This is a genomic window from Halomonas sp. CnH100-B, assembly GCF_024124605.1.
GTDB lineage: Bacteria > Pseudomonadota > Gammaproteobacteria > Pseudomonadales > Halomonadaceae > Vreelandella.
The window spans coordinates 302,309-321,269 of sequence record NZ_JAMXRX010000002.1 but is presented as its reverse complement, the minus strand read 5'-3'; the positions used below and the strand labels follow the sequence as shown (position 1 = coordinate 321,269).

The 18,961-nt window shown below is 58.0% G+C and carries 22 protein-coding genes; 5 read left to right on the top strand and 17 right to left on the bottom strand.

Going from position 1 to position 18,961, the window contains the following annotated elements:
- Positions 1–93: 93 nt before the first annotated feature.
- Together NH398_RS05045 and NH398_RS05040 are read right to left on the bottom strand one after the other, a co-directional pair.
- On the bottom strand, positions 94–963 hold the full coding sequence (locus tag NH398_RS05045; RefSeq protein WP_253017000.1) for an OmpA family protein: 870 nt from the start codon (positions 961–963) through the stop codon (positions 94–96).
- A 3-nt stretch (positions 964–966) separates the two neighbouring features.
- Positions 967–1,755: a MotA/TolQ/ExbB proton channel family protein gene (locus NH398_RS05040; RefSeq protein WP_159341457.1), complete on the bottom strand. Its 789-nt coding sequence runs from the start codon at positions 1,753–1,755 to the stop codon at positions 967–969.
- Between the two features lie 202 nt (positions 1,756–1,957).
- Here NH398_RS05040 and NH398_RS05035 point away from each other — a divergent pair, with 202 nt between their 5' ends.
- Positions 1,958–2,863 (top strand): DMT family transporter, encoded by a 906-nt coding sequence (locus NH398_RS05035; RefSeq protein ID WP_253016998.1) that lies wholly within the window; start codon positions 1,958–1,960, stop codon positions 2,861–2,863.
- Here NH398_RS05035 and NH398_RS05030 read toward each other — a convergent pair.
- The 6 genes from NH398_RS05030 to NH398_RS05005 form a co-directional block, all read right to left on the bottom strand.
- Positions 2,817–3,659 carry an MOSC N-terminal beta barrel domain-containing protein gene (locus NH398_RS05030; RefSeq protein ID WP_253016996.1) on the bottom strand — a complete coding sequence of 281 codons (843 nt, stop codon included), beginning with the start codon at positions 3,657–3,659 and terminating at the stop codon, positions 2,817–2,819. The two genes, NH398_RS05035 and NH398_RS05030, sit on opposite strands and share 47 nt — an antisense overlap.
- Before the next feature lie 88 nt (positions 3,660–3,747).
- The gene (gene gntR, locus NH398_RS05025) at positions 3,748–4,743 is read right to left on the bottom strand and encodes a gluconate operon transcriptional repressor GntR (RefSeq protein WP_159341454.1); all 996 of its coding nucleotides are present in this window, start codon (positions 4,741–4,743) and stop codon (positions 3,748–3,750) included.
- Positions 4,744–4,822: 79 nt separating this feature from the next.
- On the bottom strand, positions 4,823–5,323 hold the full coding sequence (locus NH398_RS05020; RefSeq protein WP_253017378.1) for a gluconokinase: 501 nt from the start codon (positions 5,321–5,323) through the stop codon (positions 4,823–4,825).
- 57 nt (positions 5,324–5,380) lie between these two features.
- Positions 5,381–6,661, bottom strand: coding sequence for a TRAP transporter large permease (locus NH398_RS05015; protein ID WP_159341453.1), 1,281 nt, complete (start codon positions 6,659–6,661; stop codon positions 5,381–5,383).
- A 5-nt stretch (positions 6,662–6,666) separates the two neighbouring features.
- A complete protein-coding gene (locus NH398_RS05010) occupies positions 6,667–7,293 on the bottom strand; it encodes a TRAP transporter small permease (RefSeq protein ID WP_159341452.1) in 627 nt (208 codons plus the stop codon).
- A 72-nt stretch (positions 7,294–7,365) separates the two neighbouring features.
- Positions 7,366–8,439, bottom strand: coding sequence for a TRAP transporter substrate-binding protein (locus NH398_RS05005; protein ID WP_159341451.1), 1,074 nt, complete (start codon positions 8,437–8,439; stop codon positions 7,366–7,368).
- A gap of 307 nt (positions 8,440–8,746) precedes the next feature.
- On the opposite strand from NH398_RS05005, the gene NH398_RS05000 reads away from it, so the two are divergent.
- The 4 genes from NH398_RS05000 (at position 8,747) to NH398_RS04985 (ending at position 11,104) form a co-directional block, all read left to right on the top strand.
- On the top strand, positions 8,747–9,196 hold the full coding sequence (locus NH398_RS05000) for a MarR family transcriptional regulator (protein WP_253016994.1): 450 nt from the start codon (positions 8,747–8,749) through the stop codon (positions 9,194–9,196).
- A gap of 132 nt (positions 9,197–9,328) precedes the next feature.
- Positions 9,329–9,754, top strand: a complete 426-nt coding sequence (locus NH398_RS04995) for an organic hydroperoxide resistance protein (protein ID WP_285262658.1) — start codon at positions 9,329–9,331, stop codon at positions 9,752–9,754.
- 235 nt (positions 9,755–9,989) lie between these two features.
- A complete protein-coding gene (gene yghU, locus NH398_RS04990; RefSeq protein ID WP_253016992.1) occupies positions 9,990–10,850 on the top strand; it encodes a glutathione-dependent disulfide-bond oxidoreductase in 861 nt (286 codons plus the stop codon).
- A gap of 23 nt (positions 10,851–10,873) precedes the next feature.
- Positions 10,874–11,104: a DUF2798 domain-containing protein gene (locus NH398_RS04985; protein ID WP_253016990.1), complete on the top strand. Its 231-nt coding sequence runs from the start codon at positions 10,874–10,876 to the stop codon at positions 11,102–11,104.
- 96 nt (positions 11,105–11,200) lie between these two features.
- Here NH398_RS04985 and NH398_RS04980 read toward each other — a convergent pair whose 3' ends face one another.
- From NH398_RS04980 to NH398_RS04940, 9 genes are all read right to left on the bottom strand, one after another.
- Entirely contained in the window at positions 11,201–13,312 is a 2,112-nt protein-coding gene (locus NH398_RS04980) for a TonB-dependent siderophore receptor (protein WP_253016988.1), read from the bottom strand.
- 211 nt (positions 13,313–13,523) lie between these two features.
- Positions 13,524–13,841, bottom strand: a complete 318-nt coding sequence (locus NH398_RS04975) for a DUF6693 family protein (RefSeq protein WP_253016986.1) — start codon at positions 13,839–13,841, stop codon at positions 13,524–13,526.
- Positions 13,842–13,939: 98 nt separating this feature from the next.
- Positions 13,940–14,458 (bottom strand): YetF domain-containing protein, encoded by a 519-nt coding sequence (locus NH398_RS04970; protein WP_253016984.1) that lies wholly within the window; start codon positions 14,456–14,458, stop codon positions 13,940–13,942.
- A gap of 61 nt (positions 14,459–14,519) precedes the next feature.
- Positions 14,520–14,840, bottom strand: a complete 321-nt coding sequence (locus NH398_RS04965) for a hypothetical protein (protein WP_253016982.1) — start codon at positions 14,838–14,840, stop codon at positions 14,520–14,522.
- Between the two features lie 57 nt (positions 14,841–14,897).
- A complete protein-coding gene (locus tag NH398_RS04960; RefSeq protein WP_253017372.1) occupies positions 14,898–15,836 on the bottom strand; it encodes a lipid A deacylase LpxR family protein in 939 nt (312 codons plus the stop codon).
- A 292-nt stretch (positions 15,837–16,128) separates the two neighbouring features.
- Positions 16,129–16,668 (bottom strand): YaeQ family protein, encoded by a 540-nt coding sequence (locus NH398_RS04955; protein WP_253016980.1) that lies wholly within the window; start codon positions 16,666–16,668, stop codon positions 16,129–16,131.
- A gap of 54 nt (positions 16,669–16,722) precedes the next feature.
- Positions 16,723–17,421 (bottom strand): glutathione S-transferase family protein, encoded by a 699-nt coding sequence (locus NH398_RS04950; protein ID WP_253016978.1) that lies wholly within the window; start codon positions 17,419–17,421, stop codon positions 16,723–16,725.
- A gap of 37 nt (positions 17,422–17,458) precedes the next feature.
- Positions 17,459–18,076 carry a LysE family translocator gene (locus tag NH398_RS04945; RefSeq protein ID WP_253016977.1) on the bottom strand — a complete coding sequence of 206 codons (618 nt, stop codon included), beginning with the start codon at positions 18,074–18,076 and terminating at the stop codon, positions 17,459–17,461.
- Between the two features lie 101 nt (positions 18,077–18,177).
- Positions 18,178–18,951: an enoyl-CoA hydratase-related protein gene (locus NH398_RS04940; protein WP_253016975.1), complete on the bottom strand. Its 774-nt coding sequence runs from the start codon at positions 18,949–18,951 to the stop codon at positions 18,178–18,180.
- Between the last annotated feature and the right edge of the window lie 10 nt (positions 18,952–18,961).

Below are 18,961 nucleotides of genomic sequence, written 5' to 3'. Positions count from 1 at the left end.
AGGGTAGTGTGCTTCTCGCAGGGTGAACGCAGGGTTACGTTCGGTGCTTGTTCAGCGTAGCTGATTCTAGGCGGTGATTCTACGACCCTCGTCTTACGGTGCGCTGACCGTCGCCAACGATGGCGACGCCTCCGAGGCACTGGCCTGCAACGACTGCATGGAGCGCTCACCGTGATCGTCAAAAGGCGCGCTAGCATCGATGGTCAACTCGACCCGGCGATTCGCGGCCCGCCCTTCTGGCGTATCGTTGGCGGCAAGCGGCCGCGTTTCGGCAAACCCTTGGATGATCAAACGCTCGGGGGCAATGGCACCGGAATTCACCAGGACGTTGGCTACCGACGCGGCGCGCATCGCCGACAGATCCCAGTTACTGCGAAACTGCGCGGTGCGAATAGGGACATCGTCGGTATGGCCATCAATCGATACGGTACCGGTCAACTCCCCCAACAGCACGGCAAGCTCCTGCAGCAAGCTGGCAAACGCGGGGGTCACCGTAGCGGTTCCCGAGTCGAACGTGCCGTTTTCGGCAATGCGTACCACCACGCGGTACTCATCCACCGTAATCTCCGCTACGCCTTCAGGCAGGGCGTCTTCGAGCAGCGACTCGACGCTGCCAGCCACTTGCAAGCTGCGCTGTCGCTGCTGGGTTTCCAGCATGCTACGCATCGACTCCAACTGCGGCTGCTGTTGCATGGTACGCTGGCGCACCTCTTCGATGAGCGTTCGGTCCGGCGTCGCAGGGGAGAAGTTTTGCATCACCGCACTCGTTCCCATGGGAATCTGCATGGCTTCGATATCCCGCTGCACCCCAAAGGCTTTGGACAGCTCGTCCGCCACGCGGCGAAACTTCTGCGCGTCGATTTCGGCAAACGACAGCAGCAGCACGAAGAAGCACAGCAGCAGCGACATCAGGTCGGCGTAGGTCACCATCCATGCGGGAATGTTGGTCTGCTTTTGTGCCATGGCCTACGTTCGCTCGCTTGCCGCACCGCGCTCTTCGCTGCTCTCGGCAGTGCGATGCTCTGGCGGCAGATAAATGGTCAGCATCTGTTCGAGTACCCGCGGGTTTTTGTCGCCCTTGATGGCGAGAAGCGCATCTATCCAAAGCTCCTGCATTTTGGATTCTTGGTTCATGCGCACCCAAAGCTTGTCGGCCAGGGGGGTGGCGATCATCGTTGCGATCATCGCGCCATACAGCGTGGTGAGCAGCGCGACTGCCATGGCGGGGCCGATGAGGGAAGGGTCTCCCATATTCGAGAGCATCTGCACCAGCCCCACGAGCGTGCCGATCATGCCCATGGCGGGCGATACTTCACCGAGCGCGGAGAAGACTTGGCCACCGGCTTCGTTACGCTCGAGCGTCAGTAGGCGCTCTTTCTCCATCATCTCCTTGATCATGTCGGCACTAAAGCCATCGGCCAGCATTTGTAGCCCTTTCTTCAAGAACGGAGAGTTTACGTCTCGGCTTTCCAGCGCAATCATGCCTTCTCGACGGGCGACCTTAGAAAGCTCCACCAACTCGTCGATACTCTCTTGAATACTGGGTAACTGAAACTTGAAGGCTCGCGCCGCTGCTTTAAACGCAAACTTGAACTGTGTGATGCTGAACTTGGCGAGCACCACGAATAAACTGCCGCCCACCACCAATAAAAGCCCGGTAGGGTTCATAAACACTTCCGGCGACGTGCCCATGATGACAGAGGCACCTACCAGCACGGCAGCTCCTACCAAGCCAATCAGCGTTGCGAGATCCACGGCGTTTCCTCAACGAGTATCCATTGCCCTACTACGATTGGCTGAGACAGTAGAGACTCCCACCATAGGCGTCAACGCCAAATTCGTGACATGACAAATATTGACAAATCTATTTACTGACTTGTACATACTTCGCTTTCATACGCTTTATGGATAAGCTGACGGCCACTCAACCCCGTGGTTTTCTACGTAAGGACACACCATGTCATCGGCCGATGCGCTGCGCCTTTTATTACTCTCTTCGTTATGGGGGCTATCGTTTATCTTCATGCGGGTCGCAGCGCCCGAGTTTGGCCCTCTGCCGCTGGTGTTGGTGAGAATGGGGATTGGCGCCCTACTGCTGCTACCGCTGCTGTTGAGCCTGCACTACGTGCGTCTGATCTGGCAGCACAAAGGGCCGCTGCTGCTACTGGGAGTGGTCAACCATGTCTTGCCTTTCTCGCTGCTGGCACTGGCGACGACGCGGTTAGAGGCGGGGTTTACGTCACTGATTAACGCCACCACGCCGATTTTTACCGCGCTGTTAGGGGCCGCCTTCTTTGCGACGCCCGTGCAGCGCCAGCAGTATCTGGGGTTGGCGCTGGCGCTATTGGGCGTCTATGTGCTCTCCGCCAACCGGCTGGACTTCGGTTTGGGCGGCGATGGCTGGTTCATCATCGCCGTACTGGGTGCGACGTTCTGCTACGGCTTGGCGGGCAACTACTCCAAAACGCGCCTTAGCCACTTGCCTACCCGGGTACTTGCCGCTGGCAGCAGCGCCATGTCGGCGCTGGTGTTACTCCTTCCTGGCGTGCTGCTATGGCCCAGCGAGCCCATCAGCCCCCTGGCGTGGGGCAACGCCCTGGCACTGGCCATGCTCAGCACGACGCTCGCGTTCTTGCTGTACTTTGGTTTGCTGGCAAGCGCCGGGGCAACGGCGGCGTCGACGGTGACGTTTCTCGTCCCCGTCAGTGCCCTGCTGTGGGGCTATTTGCTACTGGATGAAACGCTGAGCCTACAGGTCGTCACGGGTATGGTGGTTACTCTACTGGGCACCGCGATTGCCACGAAGCTTTTGCGCTTCAAGCCTCGCGGGGCGTTACGGACACCGCATCCCCCACACGAATGACACTGCCTTCACCCGCCGTTAACGTGGCGTTTTGACCAAAGTGCGCGCCTTTCAAATGAGGCTGGGTATTCAACGCCAAGAGCGTTTTGAGCGGCTCGGCCTGAGTGGGAATCGTGCCTGTGTGCTGATCGACGGTAGTGATCTTGCAGCGTTGGCAGGGTTTGCGCAGAGTGAGTTGGTAGATTTCACCCTTGATCGTTGCCCAGCGATCCTCTTGCCAAGCCTCGTCGGCGTCTACCACGATATTGGGGCGAAACCGGTTCATGGGTACCGGTGTATTGCCGCCCGCCACCAGCGCGCTGTTCAACGCATCCAGGGAACCGGTAGTGGTGATCAAAAAGGGATAGCCATCAGCGAAGTAGGTGTGGGCTTCCCCCCCTGCCAGAAAATCCTCTTCCACCGCTCGGGTAAAGGTCGTGGCGAAGCGGACCAGGCTAATGCCTCGGGCCTGCTCACCCAGCGCAGCCTCCAACCATTCGGACACTGCCTCGCTCTCCGGCAGCGCTTTACAGTGATCATTCCATACCGATACCAGCCTCAGGTTACCCCCGGGCTCTGCCAACGAGATGGATATCGGCTCGACGCTGGGGTGAGAGAGCACCAGGGCTTCCGACGTCAACGCCACGGATACCGTCGCCAGCGCGGGCAGCTGCCGCTGGGTGACAAAGCGCTGCTGGGCATCCACCAGCATCCACCGGCGGTCCCAAGCAAGGCCGTGGGCATGAATCTCGCTCTGGGTTACATCGATCCCCTGCAGGGATTTCACCGGGTAAACCGTTAATTGCGTAATCTTCACAGCGGCCTCGTACGCTTTGGGCATGGCAGAATGAATCGCTAGCCTAACGGGGTTATCGTAAGCAGCCAAACAGTTTTTAGCGCGGACGTTAAAGCGTGCTCCCTGCCTCGATGCGGTATCCCAAATCCACCACTTTCTGCTCCAGCGCTTCGCCACGAATGCGCGCCAGTAGCGTCTTGGCAGCCGCTTTACCGATGGCTTGACGAGGAGTCACGACACTCGCCAAGCGTGGCGTCATCGCCTGCCCAACGTCGTGGCCATGGAAACCGGCAATGGCCATCTGCTCTGGCACGGCAATGCTCTGGCGCAGGCACTCGAAATAGGCCCCCACGGCGACGTCATCGTTGGTACAAAAAATGCCGTCCGCGTCGGGGTAGTCGCGCTGAATTTCCTGCATCAACGCGGCACCCACGGTGTAAGAGGAGCGCTGACTGCTCTGTAGCGTCACGGGGGTAAGACCCCGCTCTTCCATGGCTTGACGATACCCCAGCTCGCGCTGACGGGTACGCTCATCGAGCCGAACGGCGAGGTAGATCACCTGACGACGGCCGCGGCGAATCATCTCGCTGACCATGTCGTAAGCGGCACGAACGTTGTCGTAGCCCACCGCCTGCTGCAGCGGCGGACGGTGGGTATCCATGATCTCGACGATGGGAATACCCGCCGTTTCCAGCATGCGCAGGCTGCGCGGCGTGTGGTCACGATCAGATAGAATCACCCCATCCACATTATAGGAGAGCAGCGAGGCAAGGCTGCGCTCCTCCAGCTCCTGACTGTAGCCGTAGTGGGAGAGCATCAAGTGATAGCCCGCAGGCTCGGTGTAGGCTTCGATCCCCACGATGACGTCGGCAAACACCTGGTTGGTCAGCGAAGGAACCAGCACGCCGATGGAGTGGCTGGTGGCACGGGAAAGCAGGTCGGGGGCGCGATTGGGGATGTAGCCAATTTGCTCGGCAATGCTGAAAATGCGCTCTCGAAGACCTTCCGACACCGTTTCCGGGTCGCGCAAACAGCGGCTGACGGTCATTTTGGTGGCACCAACGCGATCAGCAATATCTTGTAATGTAGGGCGTTTTTTCTTCAATGGCGTCGCTGCCTTGTACAGTGGATGGCGCTCGGGCCCTACCATAACGAATAGCAGGGCCCGTCGCCTATCCCTCCCTTTAGCCTAATGAGCGGTGCGGCTCTGGCACGAGCGTGGCACGAAAACGCTCGACGATCACTTCGGGCGTCAGGCTGATGGAGAGCGTCACGGCCTCATCTGCCTGGGGCGGTTCCAAATCGGCCAGTTGGCTGGCCAACATGCTGTCGCCCTTGAAAAAGTGCCCGGCGCGCGTTTCCAAGCGCTCGCGTAGCAGCGCTTGGGTGCCTTCTAGATACAGGATACGCAGCGCGCTATCCCCTTCTCGCAGACGGTCGCGGTAACGCCGTTTGAGGCCGGAACAGGCAATCACCACCGATTCGTCCCGCGACTTGTAATCGGCAAACAGCCCAGCCAGGGTCGCCAGCCAGTCGCGGCGGTCATCGTCGTTCAGCGGCGTCCCACTGGCCATCTTGGCCACGTTGGCGGGCGAATGATGATCGTCGCCATCGATGAACGTGGCCCCCACACTGGCCGCTAGCTGCTGACCAATGTGCGACTTGCCCGACCCAGAGACGCCCATGACGAGAATACGATGCGAGCCGTTATGAGCTGAGTAAGTAGTCACACGCGACTCCTATCAGTTACCGCGTACGGCGGTGAGGTCAGGTAACCAAGTCACGATGCTTGGGAAGGCAATCAGCAGCACCAGCACGACCAGCAGCGCCGCGTAGTAAGGCAGCATGGCTTTGACCAGCGACTCCATAGAGACCTTGCCCACGCCACAGCCCACATAGAGGCAGGTGCCCACCGGCGGCGTGAGTAGGCCAATCCCCAGGATGAAGGCCATCAGCACGCCAAAGTAAGCGGCATCCACCCCCACCGAGGTGACGATAGGAGCCAGCATCGGCGCCATGATGACCATGGCCGGCGTCAGGTCCATCACGAAGCCGACGAGCAGTAAAAGAGCCGCCACGATCAACAGCAGTAGGAACGGCTCTTGGGTAATCGCCTGAACCTGACGCACCAGCGTTTGCGGCACCATGTTGATGGTCAAGAACCAAGCAATGACGGTGGCAAAGGCCAGGAGCATCATTACCATGCCCGTCAGCCTGGCCGTGCGAATCAGCATGCCCATGAGTTCACTGAGCTTGAACTCCCGGTAGACCAAGAGCGAAATCGCCAGCGAATAGAGCAGCGCCGCCACAGCGGCTTCTGTTGCAGTGAACACGCCGCCAATAATGCCGCCAATCACGATCACCGGCAGCACCAGGGCCAGCCACGCGTCTTTGAAGGCTTTCCACAGCACGTCCCAGCGGAATTTACGCACCCCGCCACCCTGTTTGTTGGCCAAAATGAAGGTGGTCACCATCAAGGCCGCGCCGATCAGCAGCCCCGGGACGATACCGGAGATGAACAGACGGCTAATGGAGGTTTCCGTGACGATGCCGTAAAGAATCAGCGGGATGGAGGGAGGAATAATGATCCCGATCACCGACGAGACGGTGTTAATCGCCGTGGCGTTGGCAGCGGTGTAGCCCTGCTGCTTCATGGAGGGAATCATCATCGAGCCGGTGGCCGCCGTATCGGCCACCGCCGAGCCGCTAATGCCGCCAAAGAACATCGAGCCAGTGATCGCCACTTGCCCCAGGCCACCGCGCATGAACCCAACCAGCGCACCGGCCAGTTCCATCAGACGGCGCGCGATGCCGCCGTTACTCATCACTTCACCGACCAAGATAAAGAACGGAATGGCCAGCAGCGGGAAGCTATTCACCCCACGGATGGACTGCTCGATCATGATGGAGAGCGGAATATCGGACAGTACCGCCATCACCAGCGCCGCTACCCCTAAACCAAAGGCGATAGGCAGGCCAATGATGATCGACACGAATAAAATAATGAGAAAAATCCATAGCATGACGCTTACTCCCCTTGCGCGTTAGCCGAAGGGCCATGTGGTTGAACAATGACGCGCACGCTCATCCAAACCCGCCACAGCGATACGGCAGCGATAAAGATGACACACAGCACGAGGGAAAGACTGACCAAACTCAGCGGCACTCCCATGATGGCCGAGCGACCGCTGGAGCGCGCCAGAACCTGATAGCCACCAAATATCATGACCAGCATCAGGCCAGTAATAATCAGGTGCTGCAGGCAGTAGAGCATATGCGCCAAACGCAGCGGCAAACGCCGCACCAGTGCATCCACGGCAATGTGCTCATAGCGGGCGAACGCGGCCGCCGCACCAATGAAGACCAGCCAGATGAATAGCATGCGCGCCAGCTCGTCGACCCAAGGCAGCGAGTGGTTGAACAGCGAACGGCCCACCACATTGCTCGACACCGCCACGATCAACGCGACCAAAATCGCGCCAATCAAATACTCCATGCCAAGCGTTAACCAGCGAAACAGCGCCGGGCCCTGGCGCGTTTCGGTATCGATTTCCAGCAGCTTGCGATTGGGATCGTCCAGGTAGACCGACGGATCTTCCATCGCGGGCGCTTTCAAAGAGGATTCAGCATTGGAAGGTGTTGAGGAGGGTGTCATAAGAACTCCAAGGGGCACTGACAAGTCGGGCAGGCACAAAGGCCTGCCCGATGGCGCGCTTAATGGTGCGTATTAGTTGCTGCTGTCTTCGACGATCTGCTGAATTTCAGCGATCAGATCTTCGCCAATGCGCGGCGCCCACTCTTCGTAAACGGGCTGCACGGCGTCTTGGAACGCGGCCAGCTGCTCATCGCTCAAGCGAGTGATCTGCATACCACGCTCTTCTAACTGCTCACGAGACCAGTCGTCGTACTCAGCGGAGAGCTGAATTTCGTACTCGGCAGATTGACGCGCAGCTTCCAGTACCAGCTCTTGATACTCGGGTGCCATGCGGTCCCAGGTACGCTCGGACAGCATCATGATGAACGGGGTGTAAACGTGGCGGGTTTCGGTGCCGTAATCCTGCACTTCATTGAAGTTGGAGGTCAGGATGGTGCTCCAGGGATTCTCCTGACCATCGACGACGCCCTGCTCTAGCGCAGAGAAGAGTTCACCAAAGGCCATCGGCGTGGGGTTAGCACCGAGGGCTTCCCAAATCGCCAGGTGCACCGGGTTCTGCATGGTACGTACGCTCAAACCGCGAACGTCCAGGCCTGCCACGTCTTCCGGCGACTCCACCGGGCGTGCGCTGTTGGAGAGCTGGCGGTAGCCGTTCTCGGAGAGGGCCAACGCTTTCAGGCCAGTACCTTCGAACTTATCCAGCATTTCCTGAGCCACGTCGCTCTGCATGACGGCCATGGCGGCTTCACGGCTGGGCAGCAGGAACGGCAGGTCAAAGACGGAGAGCTCTTCGACGTAGCTGGTGGTGGCCGAGCTGGAGGGATACGTCATATCCAGCGTACCGGTCTGCAGCATTTCCATCATTTGAACGTCGTCACCCAACTGGCTGTTGGGGAACACGTTGACCGTAATGCGGCCTTCGGTACGCTGCTCCAGAATTTCGCCAAAGTACTGGCTAGAGAGAAACTGCGGAGACGTTTCCGATAGGCCAATGCCCATACGAAGCGTATGGCTACCGTGGTCGGCCACGATATCCCCTTCGATGGCCGGCGGGTCGGAAAGCTCGGGGCTCTGGGCATGCGCCATGCCAAAAGTCAGGGTCGTTGCGCCCACTAGGGTAAGCGTGCTGCGCCAAATCGCTGTCATGACGTTATCTCCAAACATTCATTGTTGTTAAATGATGAGCGGTTGAGTGCTGGGTTGCTGAGCGTTTATCTGCCAACAGGCTAATGGCCTTTCATTAGCATGATCGAATAACGCCTCCGCATGAATGTTGCCGCTAACCAGCGGTTTCACACTTTCCTTGTTACCGGTAACATTCAATAAGCGAAGGCTAGCGACCGCTAGGCGGGGTGTCAAAACAAAACTGCTAACTTACGACCAACGTCTAGGGATAGCCACTCATCGTCTGGCGCGCTACATTACTGGCTATGCATCCCGTCCTGGAGTCCACATGCCTGCGTTAGACCCTTGCAGCGAATTGGAGCTCGATCATCAGCTCTGTTTCGCCCTCTATTCAACGTCGTTGACGATGACCAAGATCTACAAACCGCTTTTGAAAGAGCTAGGGCTGACCTACCCGCAGTACCTTGCCATGCTGGTGCTGTGGCAAGAGGATGGTATTACCGTTGGCTCATTGAGTAAGCGGCTGCTCACCGACCCCGGCTCGCTGACCCCGTTGCTCAAGCGCCTGGAAGCGGACCAGCTGCTGCGCCGTCAGCGCAGTGTGCAGGATGAGCGCGTCGTCGAGCTGTTCCTGACTGATAAAGGCCATGCGCTGCGCGAGCAGGCGCGCCATATTCCAAGCTGCATCGTCAACGCGAGCGAGAAATCGGTGGAAGCCTTGACGCAACTCAAAGAGGATCTCGTTCAACTGCGCGACAGTCTGCAAAAAGCGAAATAGACACGGTCGTTTCGCCAGCGGAACATACTTTTATGGCAATTAACTTGCGCGCAAAATAAAGCTGAACTAAATTAAAACCCGTTTTGCACCAACGCGTCACACACCCAACGATTGATGAACAGGAGATACCCGATGTCGATTGAAACTATTGCTTATCGTGCCCACGCCCATGCGACTGGCGGCCGTGAAGGCCATGCCAAATCCTCCGATGGCGCGCTGGACGTCAAACTGAGCACACCTAAAGAGCTGGGTGGCGCAGGTGGCGACGGTACCAATCCTGAGCAGCTATTCGCAGCGGGCTACTCCGCCTGCTTCCTGGGCGCGCTGAAGCACGTGGCCAGCCAGGAAAAAGTCAAGCTGCCTGCTGATACACAGATCGATGGCAGCGTGGGCATTGGTGCCATCCCCACGGGCTTCGGCATCGAAGTGGAGCTAAAAATCAGCTTGCCGGGTCTTGAGAAGGACGTCGCGCAGGCGCTGGTCGATAAAGCGCATATTGTCTGCCCTTACTCTAACGCGACCCGTGGCAACATCGACGTCACCTTGACGCTGGTGTAAACCGCCTTCCCCGCCACCTTGCCTATCGGCAGGGTGGCGGCTGTGTGATCTTTCCCACTTCTCTCTTGCCGTGCTGACTTCGCCGCGGCCTTCCCTTCACCACCCCGCATATTTTTATTTAACGAACTCAAGGTCTACCCTTGTACCCAGGTTTTACGTCCCCATAAACCAGGGACAACTTAGCAAGCTAGGCAATTGGCACTGCTCTTTTCACCTGTTCAACAGCGAGGCTACTATGAGCGATACGACCTACACGCCACCACGGGTATGGAAATGGGAGCCGGGTAACGGCGGCAAGTTTGCCAATATCAACCGTCCGGTGGCAGGCGCGACCCACGAACAGCCGCTGCCCGTTGGCAAACACCCCTTACAGCTCTATTCGTTGGCGACACCCAACGGCGTCAAAGTAACGGTCATGCTCGAAGAGCTGCTCGAAAAAGGCGTCACTGCCGCCGAGTATGATGCTCACCTGATCCAAATTGGCGAAGGCGACCAGTTTGGTAGCGGCTTCGTTGAGGTCAACCCCAACTCGAAGATTCCAGCACTGATGGATCACAGTGTGAACCCGCCCCAGCGCGTATTCGAATCAGGGGCCATCTTGCTTTATCTCGCCGAGAAGTACGGTGAATTCCTGCCGTCGGATCCTGCCAAGCGTACCGAGTGCCTCTCTTGGCTGTTCTGGCAAATGGGCAGCGCACCGATGTTGGGCGGCGGCTTTGGTCACTTCTACGCCTACGCGCCAGAGAAATACCAGTACCCGATCGATCGCTACACCATGGAAGTCAAACGCCAGCTAGACGTGCTGGACCGCCACCTCGCCGACAACCGCTTCATGGCAGGCGACGAGTACACCATTGCCGACATGGCGATTCACCCCTGGTACGGGGCACTGGTCAAAAACCGCGTGTACGACGCCGCTGAGTTCCTCGAGGCACACACCTATACGAATGTGCTGCGCTGGACCGAAGAGATTGACGCCCGCCCCGCAGTACAGCGTGGCCGCATGGTAAACCGTACCTGGGGTGAACCCAGCGAGCAGCTTCACGAGCGTCACGACGCTAGCGACTTCACTGAAAAAACCGAAGACAAGCGTTAATTCGCGTATTAGGAAAACGCACGATGTTCGATCCGAAATACGCCCAGCTGATATTTTCATGCCTGATGGCGCTGTTCATGTCATGCATCATGTCGCTGGTGATTACGCTGTATAACGTGGGACTCGTCGAAGGGATCGTGATGATTTGGCTCAAGGCGTGGCTGTTTGCCTTTGCCGTCGCGCTGCCGGTGATCAACCTAGTCTCCCCCATCGTGCGGCGGTTAGTGAAGCTACTGATCAAGCAGCCACACTAATCGTCGACACACGAAGAGACCCAAAAAGAGAACGGGGCCTGCTCATCGCAGGCCCCGTCGTTTTATGTGGCAACCTGCCACCGTATGTCGCGCGTATTAAAACTGATAGCGCACGTTGGCCGTGACGCTGCGGCGGTCGCCGTAGCCACAGTCGCCGCCGTCATAACGACACCAGGAGACATACTCTTCATCCGTGGCGTTTTTCAGGTCCACCGAGAAGTCCCACTCGCCCATGGTGTAACCCACCATCGCATCATACAGCGTGCTGGAAGGCACCACGGGCGCACCGCCAGACCCCACGTTGTCGCCGACATAACGAACGCCCGCCCCAATACGCCAGTGACTACCCACATACAGTCGGTTCCACCAGGAAGCCTGCTCTTCGGCCACGTACGGTAACCGCGTACCGGTGCTGTCGTTGGTGGCGTTCAAGTTGGTGTAGGCGAGCTGGGTTTCGAACTGCTGCCAGCGCTTGTTCACCTGCAGTTCCCAGCCATCGACCACGGCACCTAGCTGCTCTACGCCGCCTGGGGTAACGCCGTCGCTAATACGGTTTTGCTGCGTGATGTCAAAGTAGGCGGCACTCACGGCCAGCGATTGATCTGGAGAGACGTACTTGAAGCCAACTTCTTCTTGGTCGCCGGTCGTAGGTTTCAACGGGCTCGGATTGGCCGTTCCGTCGGTGCCCAGGTTCATGGCGAACGCTTCCGAATAGCTCACATAGGGCGAGAAGCCGTTATCGAAACGGTACATCAGCCCCACGCGCCCCGTGGTTTCGCCCTCATCGCTCACCGTATCCGGTCCAGACAGCGCCAGCGTGCGGTTCTCTGCCCAGTCACGACGCAGGCCTGCGGAGACGACCACGGGCCCTACTTCGATGTGATCCGCTAGATACACGCCCACCTGCTCGATTTCATTATCCGGGCGGTCGGTGGGGTTCAGTGAGCCCAGCTGCAGGTTGCCATACTGGGGGTTGTAGACGTTGAACTGCCCACCTCCACTGGCCACTGAGCTGTAGTTATCCTGAGACCAGCGGGCGTCCTGACGGTCGATGCCTGCAATGAGGGTGTGCTGAGTATTGCCAAGTGCGAACTCGCCTTCCAGCCGGGCATCCATATTGAGAATGCGCGTTTCGGCATCGGCGGTGAAGATGGTGCGGTTGACGTTACCGTCGGCATCGGGAACGCTCGGAATATCGATCCAGTGTTCGCGGGTTTCGGTGCTGGAATCGGTGTAGCGCGCGGTGGCTGCAAAGGTCCAGTCATCGTTGAGCTGGTGATCGACGAATAGCGTCGTTTCGGTTTTTTCGCGGTCATAACGATCCCAGCCGGGCTCGCCCACGAACCGCTCAGAGCCAATGAACCCACGCGACCCCGGCTCCAACGTGCCCGCCTGGGGCAGAAACTGCGCTGATACCTGGCCTTTATTTTCCTGGCGATTGAGCAGCAGCGTAATGCTGGTCTCGTCGCTGGGACGCCAAGTAAACGACGGCGCAAACAAGTAGCCATCATCCTCGACGTAATCGACTTGGGTGTCGCTATCACGGGTCAATGCCACCAAGCGATACAGAAATTCACCGTCCTCATCTGCCGCGCCGGTGACATCCAGCGCCAGCTGCTTGCGGTCATAGGAGCCGTACTGCGCCCACACTTCTCCGCTGCTCTCCTCTTGAGGCAGTTTCGAAACGCCGTTGATGATGCCGCCTAGATCCGCTTGGCCATAAAGCATGGAAGATGGCCCACGTAGGACCTCGACGCTCTCGAGTGCGTATACGTTGGTACGCACGGTGTTGTAAGAGCCATACACCTGGCGCAAGCCATCCAAATAGCGACCTGCGTCTAGCCCGCGCACTTTGGCACTGTCGCCACGGGTATCGAAGCCAAAGTTGCCTGCATACACGCCGGGGGTATACAGCAGCGCATCTTGAATGTTTTTGGCACCGCTATCCTGGATGAACTCTTGGTCGATGACGGACATGGCATAAGGTTGCTCGGCCAGCGGCACATCCAGCTTACCGACGCTGGGTTCGCGTTCGGCATCGCTGTAACCAAAGCGGCCCGCTGCGTCAGCAGTGACTTCCACCGTTTCCAGATTAACGCGGTCAGAGGCATTTTCTTGTGCGCTAACTGCCGATACCGAAGTGGCAGACGCTAAGGCGACCGCGACGCTCAGCGCCCGCAGTCGAAAGTGAGGAGTGGTTTTCATCATGTTAGATCCCGGAGCAAATATTAATATTAATGATAGTAATTTTTATTCACGGGAAATATAGGGAGTTGTACAAACGTTGTCAATGACGCCGAATGGCTAGTTGAAACGCAAGCGACGATACGTTAAACGCAAACGCTTATCACTCACAAAGCCTCTGCCGACGCTCGGCAGAGGCGATATTGTGGCGCGGGTGGACGTACAACCGGAGAGATTACTGCAGACGAGCGTTATTGAGGGCGTAGTTCCACACCCGGTAAAAGTAGAAGATGTAACCGAGCCCCAACGTAAGAAATGAAATGACCATCCATAAAATGATATGGCCAACGTTGCTGAAGATATTGATATCACACACCATTTTCCGCTCGATACCCGTTGCGTTATCGACCACGCGGGTGCGGTTGATTACGAAACGAGCAAACGAGTAAGGAAAGAAAAACAGTGCAATGCCAAAGGTAATCAGGGTCAGTACCACCCAAATCAACAAATGGCCAACGATGTCCAAGATCGAGAGATCAGCTTTAACGTTCACGGATTGCCCTTACACAGTAGGAGAGAAAGGCGCGCAGCGTACCACCATGGCGGCTAGCCGTGAACGGCATAGCGCTATCGACAGCTAACGCCCCATCGCTAGGGGCTCTGCACACCTCGCAGGCTGGTTTCCCCCGGTTGGCTGCTGCGTTTCACCACGCTCAGCGAGCCATCGGTCTCCAACACCACCGCCTGAGCGGCATCGAGATTGGCCAAGCCGCTACTCCGTACCGCAGAGCGTACTTCATCCCGCGTCACCCGTGCCTTGCGCAGCGCGTCGAGCAACAGCTCACCCTCGTACAGCAACAAACGCGGCTCGCCGGTCACTAACCGCTTGACCCAGCTCACGCGAACGCTCAGCCACGTGATCAGGAATTGAAGAAAAATCAGCAGCCCCAACGCCAGCGCGCCTTCTGCCAGCGCCACGTCTTTCGACAGCAGTACCGTTGCCAACGTAGAGCCCAACGCGACCGTCACGATCAAATCAAAGGCGTTCATTTTCGATAGCGTGCGATTGCCAGACATCCGCAAGAAGACAACCAACACCGTGTAAGCAAGCACGCCTACGACGAGGGTACGGGCCAGACTTTGCCACCCGCCAAAAAACACCATGTCCATATGCCACTCCTCCTGAGTGAAGAAACCTATTCCTTACACAGCTCAGGGTAGCAACCATGGTTTAGGAGTGCGACGCCCACCACTGGGCATACGAACTGTTATGAGGCGCCAGGCCTCCCTCATCGGGCGCGCCATCTTCCCACCAGACAGGACCACGCTCGCCCAAGGCTTCCTTGGCCTCTTGCACCGACTGACGCGCTTGACGCAGCGCGTCGTCGTCCCCTTGCTGCTGGGCGCTGCGTACCGCCCGACGCGCCTTCATCAGCGCTTTGATATGGACGCGCTTCTGCTCTTCCGTGAGGCGGGGGTCGGTGCAGCGCCAAAGTCGGTTTTTAGCGACGAAATAGCGGCCATCCGGTGTGTGAGGGTACTTATTAGCCATCTCGAATCACCTTACCCCGTCGTTAATCACTGCCCTTGCAGGAGATTATCGGATGGCTTAGAAGCGCCGTGTCAGCGTAACGGCGCCAAACGTGTCCTGCTCATCCTGACCATCGAATTCGCGGGTGCGCTGAACGGCGGCGTACGTCACCTGCCACGCATCCCAAGCCAATGCTAACCCGGCAGATGCCTCGGCCACCCACTCGTTGCGGTCGACCGAGTGGCTATCACGGAAGGTATTCCCATCGAGCGTCAGGTTTTGTGCCATGTAGTACCCTTCCACGTTCGCGAATAGGTACCACTGCCAGCCGCTAGTGCCGTTCAACTGATGACGACTGCCAGGATTTGGCGTCAGCGTGGGAATACCCTGCGCATCGTCTCCCCAGCGTACGCTGTAGCCTGCACTGGCGTAGGTGTACAGGTTCCCCAACGCCGCACCAACGCTGGGCCCATGGGAAAACTGCTTTCCGGCCAAGGGGGCATCGTGCCACCACTGGCGACGCATGGTCAGGTTGAGGATGGCCTCATCACCGAGCTGGTTTCGCCACCCGCGCGGACGGTCGCTATCGGTCACCCGGTGCACTTCCCGCTGAATGCTATCCGCTTGAGAAGAAGGTCCGACCAACCCCACGTCCAAGTGCAAATCCGTAGCCTGCTGCCAGCGGCCGACCGCTTTATCCTCATAAAGCGATACGCCACCGTACACCAACCCAGCGTAGGGGCGGTCATCTTCGATCAAGTCACGACGCTCGATCACATTGGGCGTGTAGATTTGATGCACCAGACGATACGAAGCGCGATCCGCTTCACCAATGAGGCTATCCGGTAACGCCGTGGCCAAACGCTGGGTCCAGCTCTGCGGCTCCGGGGTAAACATCCAATTCAGCTCGAAGCCACTGGTAAAGTGGCCATCGTCGCTGCTGGCGAAGCCATCATTTTCCAGCTTGACGGACAGCGCGCTATCGTCGGCCAACGCCATGGTGGGTAACAGGCCCATGGGTAGCACGAACGGCAGGATCGCTTTGTAGAACCTTAGCGGGTGACGCTTTGGCTGTTGAAAACGCGTATCGCAGCGTGCAACGCTGCGTGATATAGCAGATGGCATCATGCTCATTCCTTGAGTTGAGGGCTAAAACGGGCAAATACGAACGTAGCGGGGAGCAACAAACATTGCTGATTGTATGTAATCATGCAAATAGATAGCAAGCTACATTCTAGGAATCACCCATCATTAACGCGACTTCCTGTTCAGACCGACCACACGTCTTTAAAACCTAGCACAACATGGTTCAGCGCTCCCGCAATAGCCACTGCGGGGTCATCTCATGCTGACCATTGTCGTCGGTGATGAACAACGATCCATCGCTAATCATCACTGCCCAGTTAATCGCCCGGGGCAAATCTGCTGCTACGGTGGCCAGCGTTTCTTGGGGCAGCCCGGCGACGTGCACGTTCTTCAACGAGGCAACGGCAGGCAGCACTTTGCTTTCCCAAATATCCACGCGACCATACGCCAGCAGCGAGACCCGCTCTGCCCGGCGCGAGCACCAGGTCAAACGTTCGGCATCGGGTAGGCCGACTTCGATCCAGTGAAGCACGCGACCATCCAGGCTCTTTTCCCAAAGCGCAGGCTCGTCCACATCGGAAAGCCCGCGCCCAAACCCCAACGATTCGCTGTACCAGAGCAGGTAAGCAATCAAACGTGCGCAGAGACGCTCTTCGGTTTCTGAGGGATGACGGGCCACGGTGAAGCGCAGCGTCTCGTAAACGCTACGATCCAGATCGGTCAAGTTAACATCGACTTTATAAGGGGTCGCGCTCAGCGCCATGGCAAAGGTCTCTCTCGAAAGAAGGGGCGCGCCAGTGTAGCGGATTTATCCCCATCACGCCGTGTTGCGTTCATCGCGAAGCAGCGTGGCGTTTTTCAACGTTTCCTCTTCGTGCATAGGTTCGCGCCAGGCCTCCTTCAGCGCGGCGTCGTACCAATCCTGCATAGCGGGAAGCGCCAACAGGCGCTGCACATAAGCAAGGGAGGCGTCACTCAGCGGCAGATTGAAGGTTTGTATCCGAAACGCCACAGGGGCGTAAAACGCATCCACCGCCGTAAAGTGTTCGCCTGCCAGAAACGGGCCGCCAAAACGCGCAAGCCCTTCTTGCCACAGGGCATCTAACCGAGCCATATTGCTTTTCAGCCCTGGGGAAAGCTCGTTCATGGCCACGCGTACGCCACAGTTCATCGAACATTCGTCGCGCAGTGCGCCAAAGCCGCTGTGCATCTCGGCACTGGCCGAGCGCGCCCAGGCCCGCGCCCCACGCGCTGATGGCCATATGTTTGGATGTGTCTCGGCCACGTACTCGACGATCGCCAACGAATCCCACACGGCCACATCGTGCTCACTATCGACCAAACACGGCACTAAGCCCGACGGTGAAAAGCGCTTGAACGTGGTGTGACTCTCCCCAAAGCCACCCTCAAACGGCATGAGGTGCTCATTAAAGGGGATCTCCAACGCTTTCAGCAACACCCAAGGGCGCAGCGACCAGGAAGAGTAGTTCTTGTTAGCGATATACAGATCGAACATGCCACGCTCCTTACGGTGAACATCACAGTGACTGGCCCTATCGTGCTGCCTGCACCAGTGTATTACCTCCGAGCCCCATTAATACGCCTCCGCCAATCCGTTGAATCAACCGGGAAGAGCCATGAGACGTTTGCAGCCATGCGCGAAGCGGGCTGGCCAATAGCACCACCACCACATCCGCTGATGAGAACAACAGATTGGTGGCAATGCCTAACCAAAGCAGTTGCCACGCGACCGGCATGGCAATATCGGGCTGCACAAATTGCGGCAGAAACGCCACGAAGAAAAGCGCCGTTTTGGGGTTAAGCACTTCCACCAGAAAGCTATCGCGCAGTACCCGCTTGGTTGAGGCGAGCGGCAGTTCGTCACTGCTCGTGCGAATGCCTTGTTGCCATAAACGCACGCCCATCCAGAGCAAATAGAGTCCACCGATGATTTTCATCGCCAGATAGGCAGGTGGAATGGCCGCAAACAGTAGCGCTAACCCCAGTGCAGCGGCGATAACATGTACATAGCAACCAAGATGCACCCCAGCCACCGCCAACCAGCCCGCCCGTCGGCCACGTCCCAGCGTTTGTGCTGCGGTGTATAACATCGCAGGCCCGGGTAAATAGGCAAACCCCAGCGCGGCAAGAAGAAAGGCGGCCCACTGCATCGCGGTCACTCCGGCATAGTAAGAAATAGTAAGCCTGAGAATAAAATAAGGGATGACGCATGCGCCACCCCTCAAATAAGTAAAACTCGAAAAAAGAGAGCTTAGAAATTGGGTTTACGCTTTTCGACAAAGGCACTCATGCCCTCTTTCTGCTCCTGGCCTGCAAAGCAGAAAGCGAACAGGCTGGTTTCCAGCGCCAGGGCGCTATCCAGATCTTGGTCCATGCCGTCATGAACGGCTTGTTTGGCTCCGCGAACCGACTGCGGCCCGTTGCCCTTCAGCTGTGTAGTCAGCTCTTCAACATAGCTCTCAAGCTCTGCCTGGGGCATTACGCGGTTCACGAGACCAATGCGCAGCGCTTCGTGGGCATCAATTTTGCGCCCGGTAGTGACCAAATCGATCGCCATGGCGGGGCCGACTCGGCGCGGCAGGCGTTGGGTACCGCCAAAGCCAGGAATGACGCCTAACAGGACTTCCGGCTGGCCGAAGACAGCGTTGTCGCTGGCGACGGCCCAGTCGCAGGCCAGCGCCAGTTCGCAGCCGCCGCCAAGGCAAAACCCGTTCACCAGCGCGACCACCGGCACGGGCAGTGTTTCAAGTCGCTTGATGGTACGCAGTGCCTGGCTGGCAAATGCGCGGGCCTCTTCGGGGGTTTTATCACGCATTTCAGTGATGTCTGCCCCGGCCACAAAGGATTTTTCACCAGCGCCGGTAATCAATACCGCCCGCAGGTTGGGGTGCGCTTCAAGCTCGACTAAATGCGCTTCCAAAGCGCTGAGCACGTCGCTATTCAGCGCGTTCAGGGCTTTGGGGCGATTAATGGTCAGGCGCACTACACCGTCGTTATCAACCTTCTCGATCACTGCGTCGCTCATGGTGGCTCCT

Excerpts from the sequence above, each read along its gene's own strand:
- NH398_RS05005 (WP_159341451.1), bottom strand. The coding sequence starts at position 8,439 with ATGACAGCGATTTGGCGCAGCACGCTTACCCTAGTGGGCGCAACGACC.
- NH398_RS05010 (WP_159341452.1), bottom strand. The coding sequence starts at position 7,293 with ATGACACCCTCCTCAACACCTTCCAATGCTGAATCCTCTTTGAAAGCG.
- NH398_RS05015 (WP_159341453.1), bottom strand. The coding sequence starts at position 6,661 with ATGCTATGGATTTTTCTCATTATTTTATTCGTGTCGATCATCATTGGC.
- NH398_RS04970 (WP_253016984.1), bottom strand. The coding sequence starts at position 14,458 with ATGGACATGGTGTTTTTTGGCGGGTGGCAAAGTCTGGCCCGTACCCTC.
- NH398_RS05000 (WP_253016994.1), top strand. The coding sequence starts at position 8,747 with ATGCCTGCGTTAGACCCTTGCAGCGAATTGGAGCTCGATCATCAGCTC.
- NH398_RS04945 (WP_253016977.1), bottom strand. The coding sequence starts at position 18,076 with ATGCAGTGGGCCGCCTTTCTTCTTGCCGCGCTGGGGTTTGCCTATTTA.
- NH398_RS05045 (WP_253017000.1), bottom strand. The coding sequence starts at position 963 with ATGGCACAAAAGCAGACCAACATTCCCGCATGGATGGTGACCTACGCC.
- NH398_RS04985 (WP_253016990.1), top strand. The coding sequence starts at position 10,874 with ATGTTCGATCCGAAATACGCCCAGCTGATATTTTCATGCCTGATGGCG.
- NH398_RS05035 (WP_253016998.1), top strand. The coding sequence starts at position 1,958 with ATGTCATCGGCCGATGCGCTGCGCCTTTTATTACTCTCTTCGTTATGG.
- NH398_RS04940 (WP_253016975.1), bottom strand. The coding sequence starts at position 18,951 with ATGAGCGACGCAGTGATCGAGAAGGTTGATAACGACGGTGTAGTGCGC.
- NH398_RS04980 (WP_253016988.1), bottom strand. The coding sequence starts at position 13,312 with ATGATGAAAACCACTCCTCACTTTCGACTGCGGGCGCTGAGCGTCGCG.
- NH398_RS04955 (WP_253016980.1), bottom strand. The coding sequence starts at position 16,668 with ATGGCGCTGAGCGCGACCCCTTATAAAGTCGATGTTAACTTGACCGAT.
- yghU (WP_253016992.1), top strand. The coding sequence starts at position 9,990 with ATGAGCGATACGACCTACACGCCACCACGGGTATGGAAATGGGAGCCG.
- NH398_RS04965 (WP_253016982.1), bottom strand. The coding sequence starts at position 14,840 with ATGGCTAATAAGTACCCTCACACACCGGATGGCCGCTATTTCGTCGCT.
- NH398_RS04960 (WP_253017372.1), bottom strand. The coding sequence starts at position 15,836 with ATGGGCCTGTTACCCACCATGGCGTTGGCCGACGATAGCGCGCTGTCC.
- NH398_RS05020 (WP_253017378.1), bottom strand. The coding sequence starts at position 5,323 with ATGGGCGTCTCTGGGTCGGGCAAGTCGCACATTGGTCAGCAGCTAGCG.
- NH398_RS04950 (WP_253016978.1), bottom strand. The coding sequence starts at position 17,421 with ATGTTCGATCTGTATATCGCTAACAAGAACTACTCTTCCTGGTCGCTG.
- NH398_RS04995 (WP_285262658.1), top strand. The coding sequence starts at position 9,329 with ATGTCGATTGAAACTATTGCTTATCGTGCCCACGCCCATGCGACTGGC.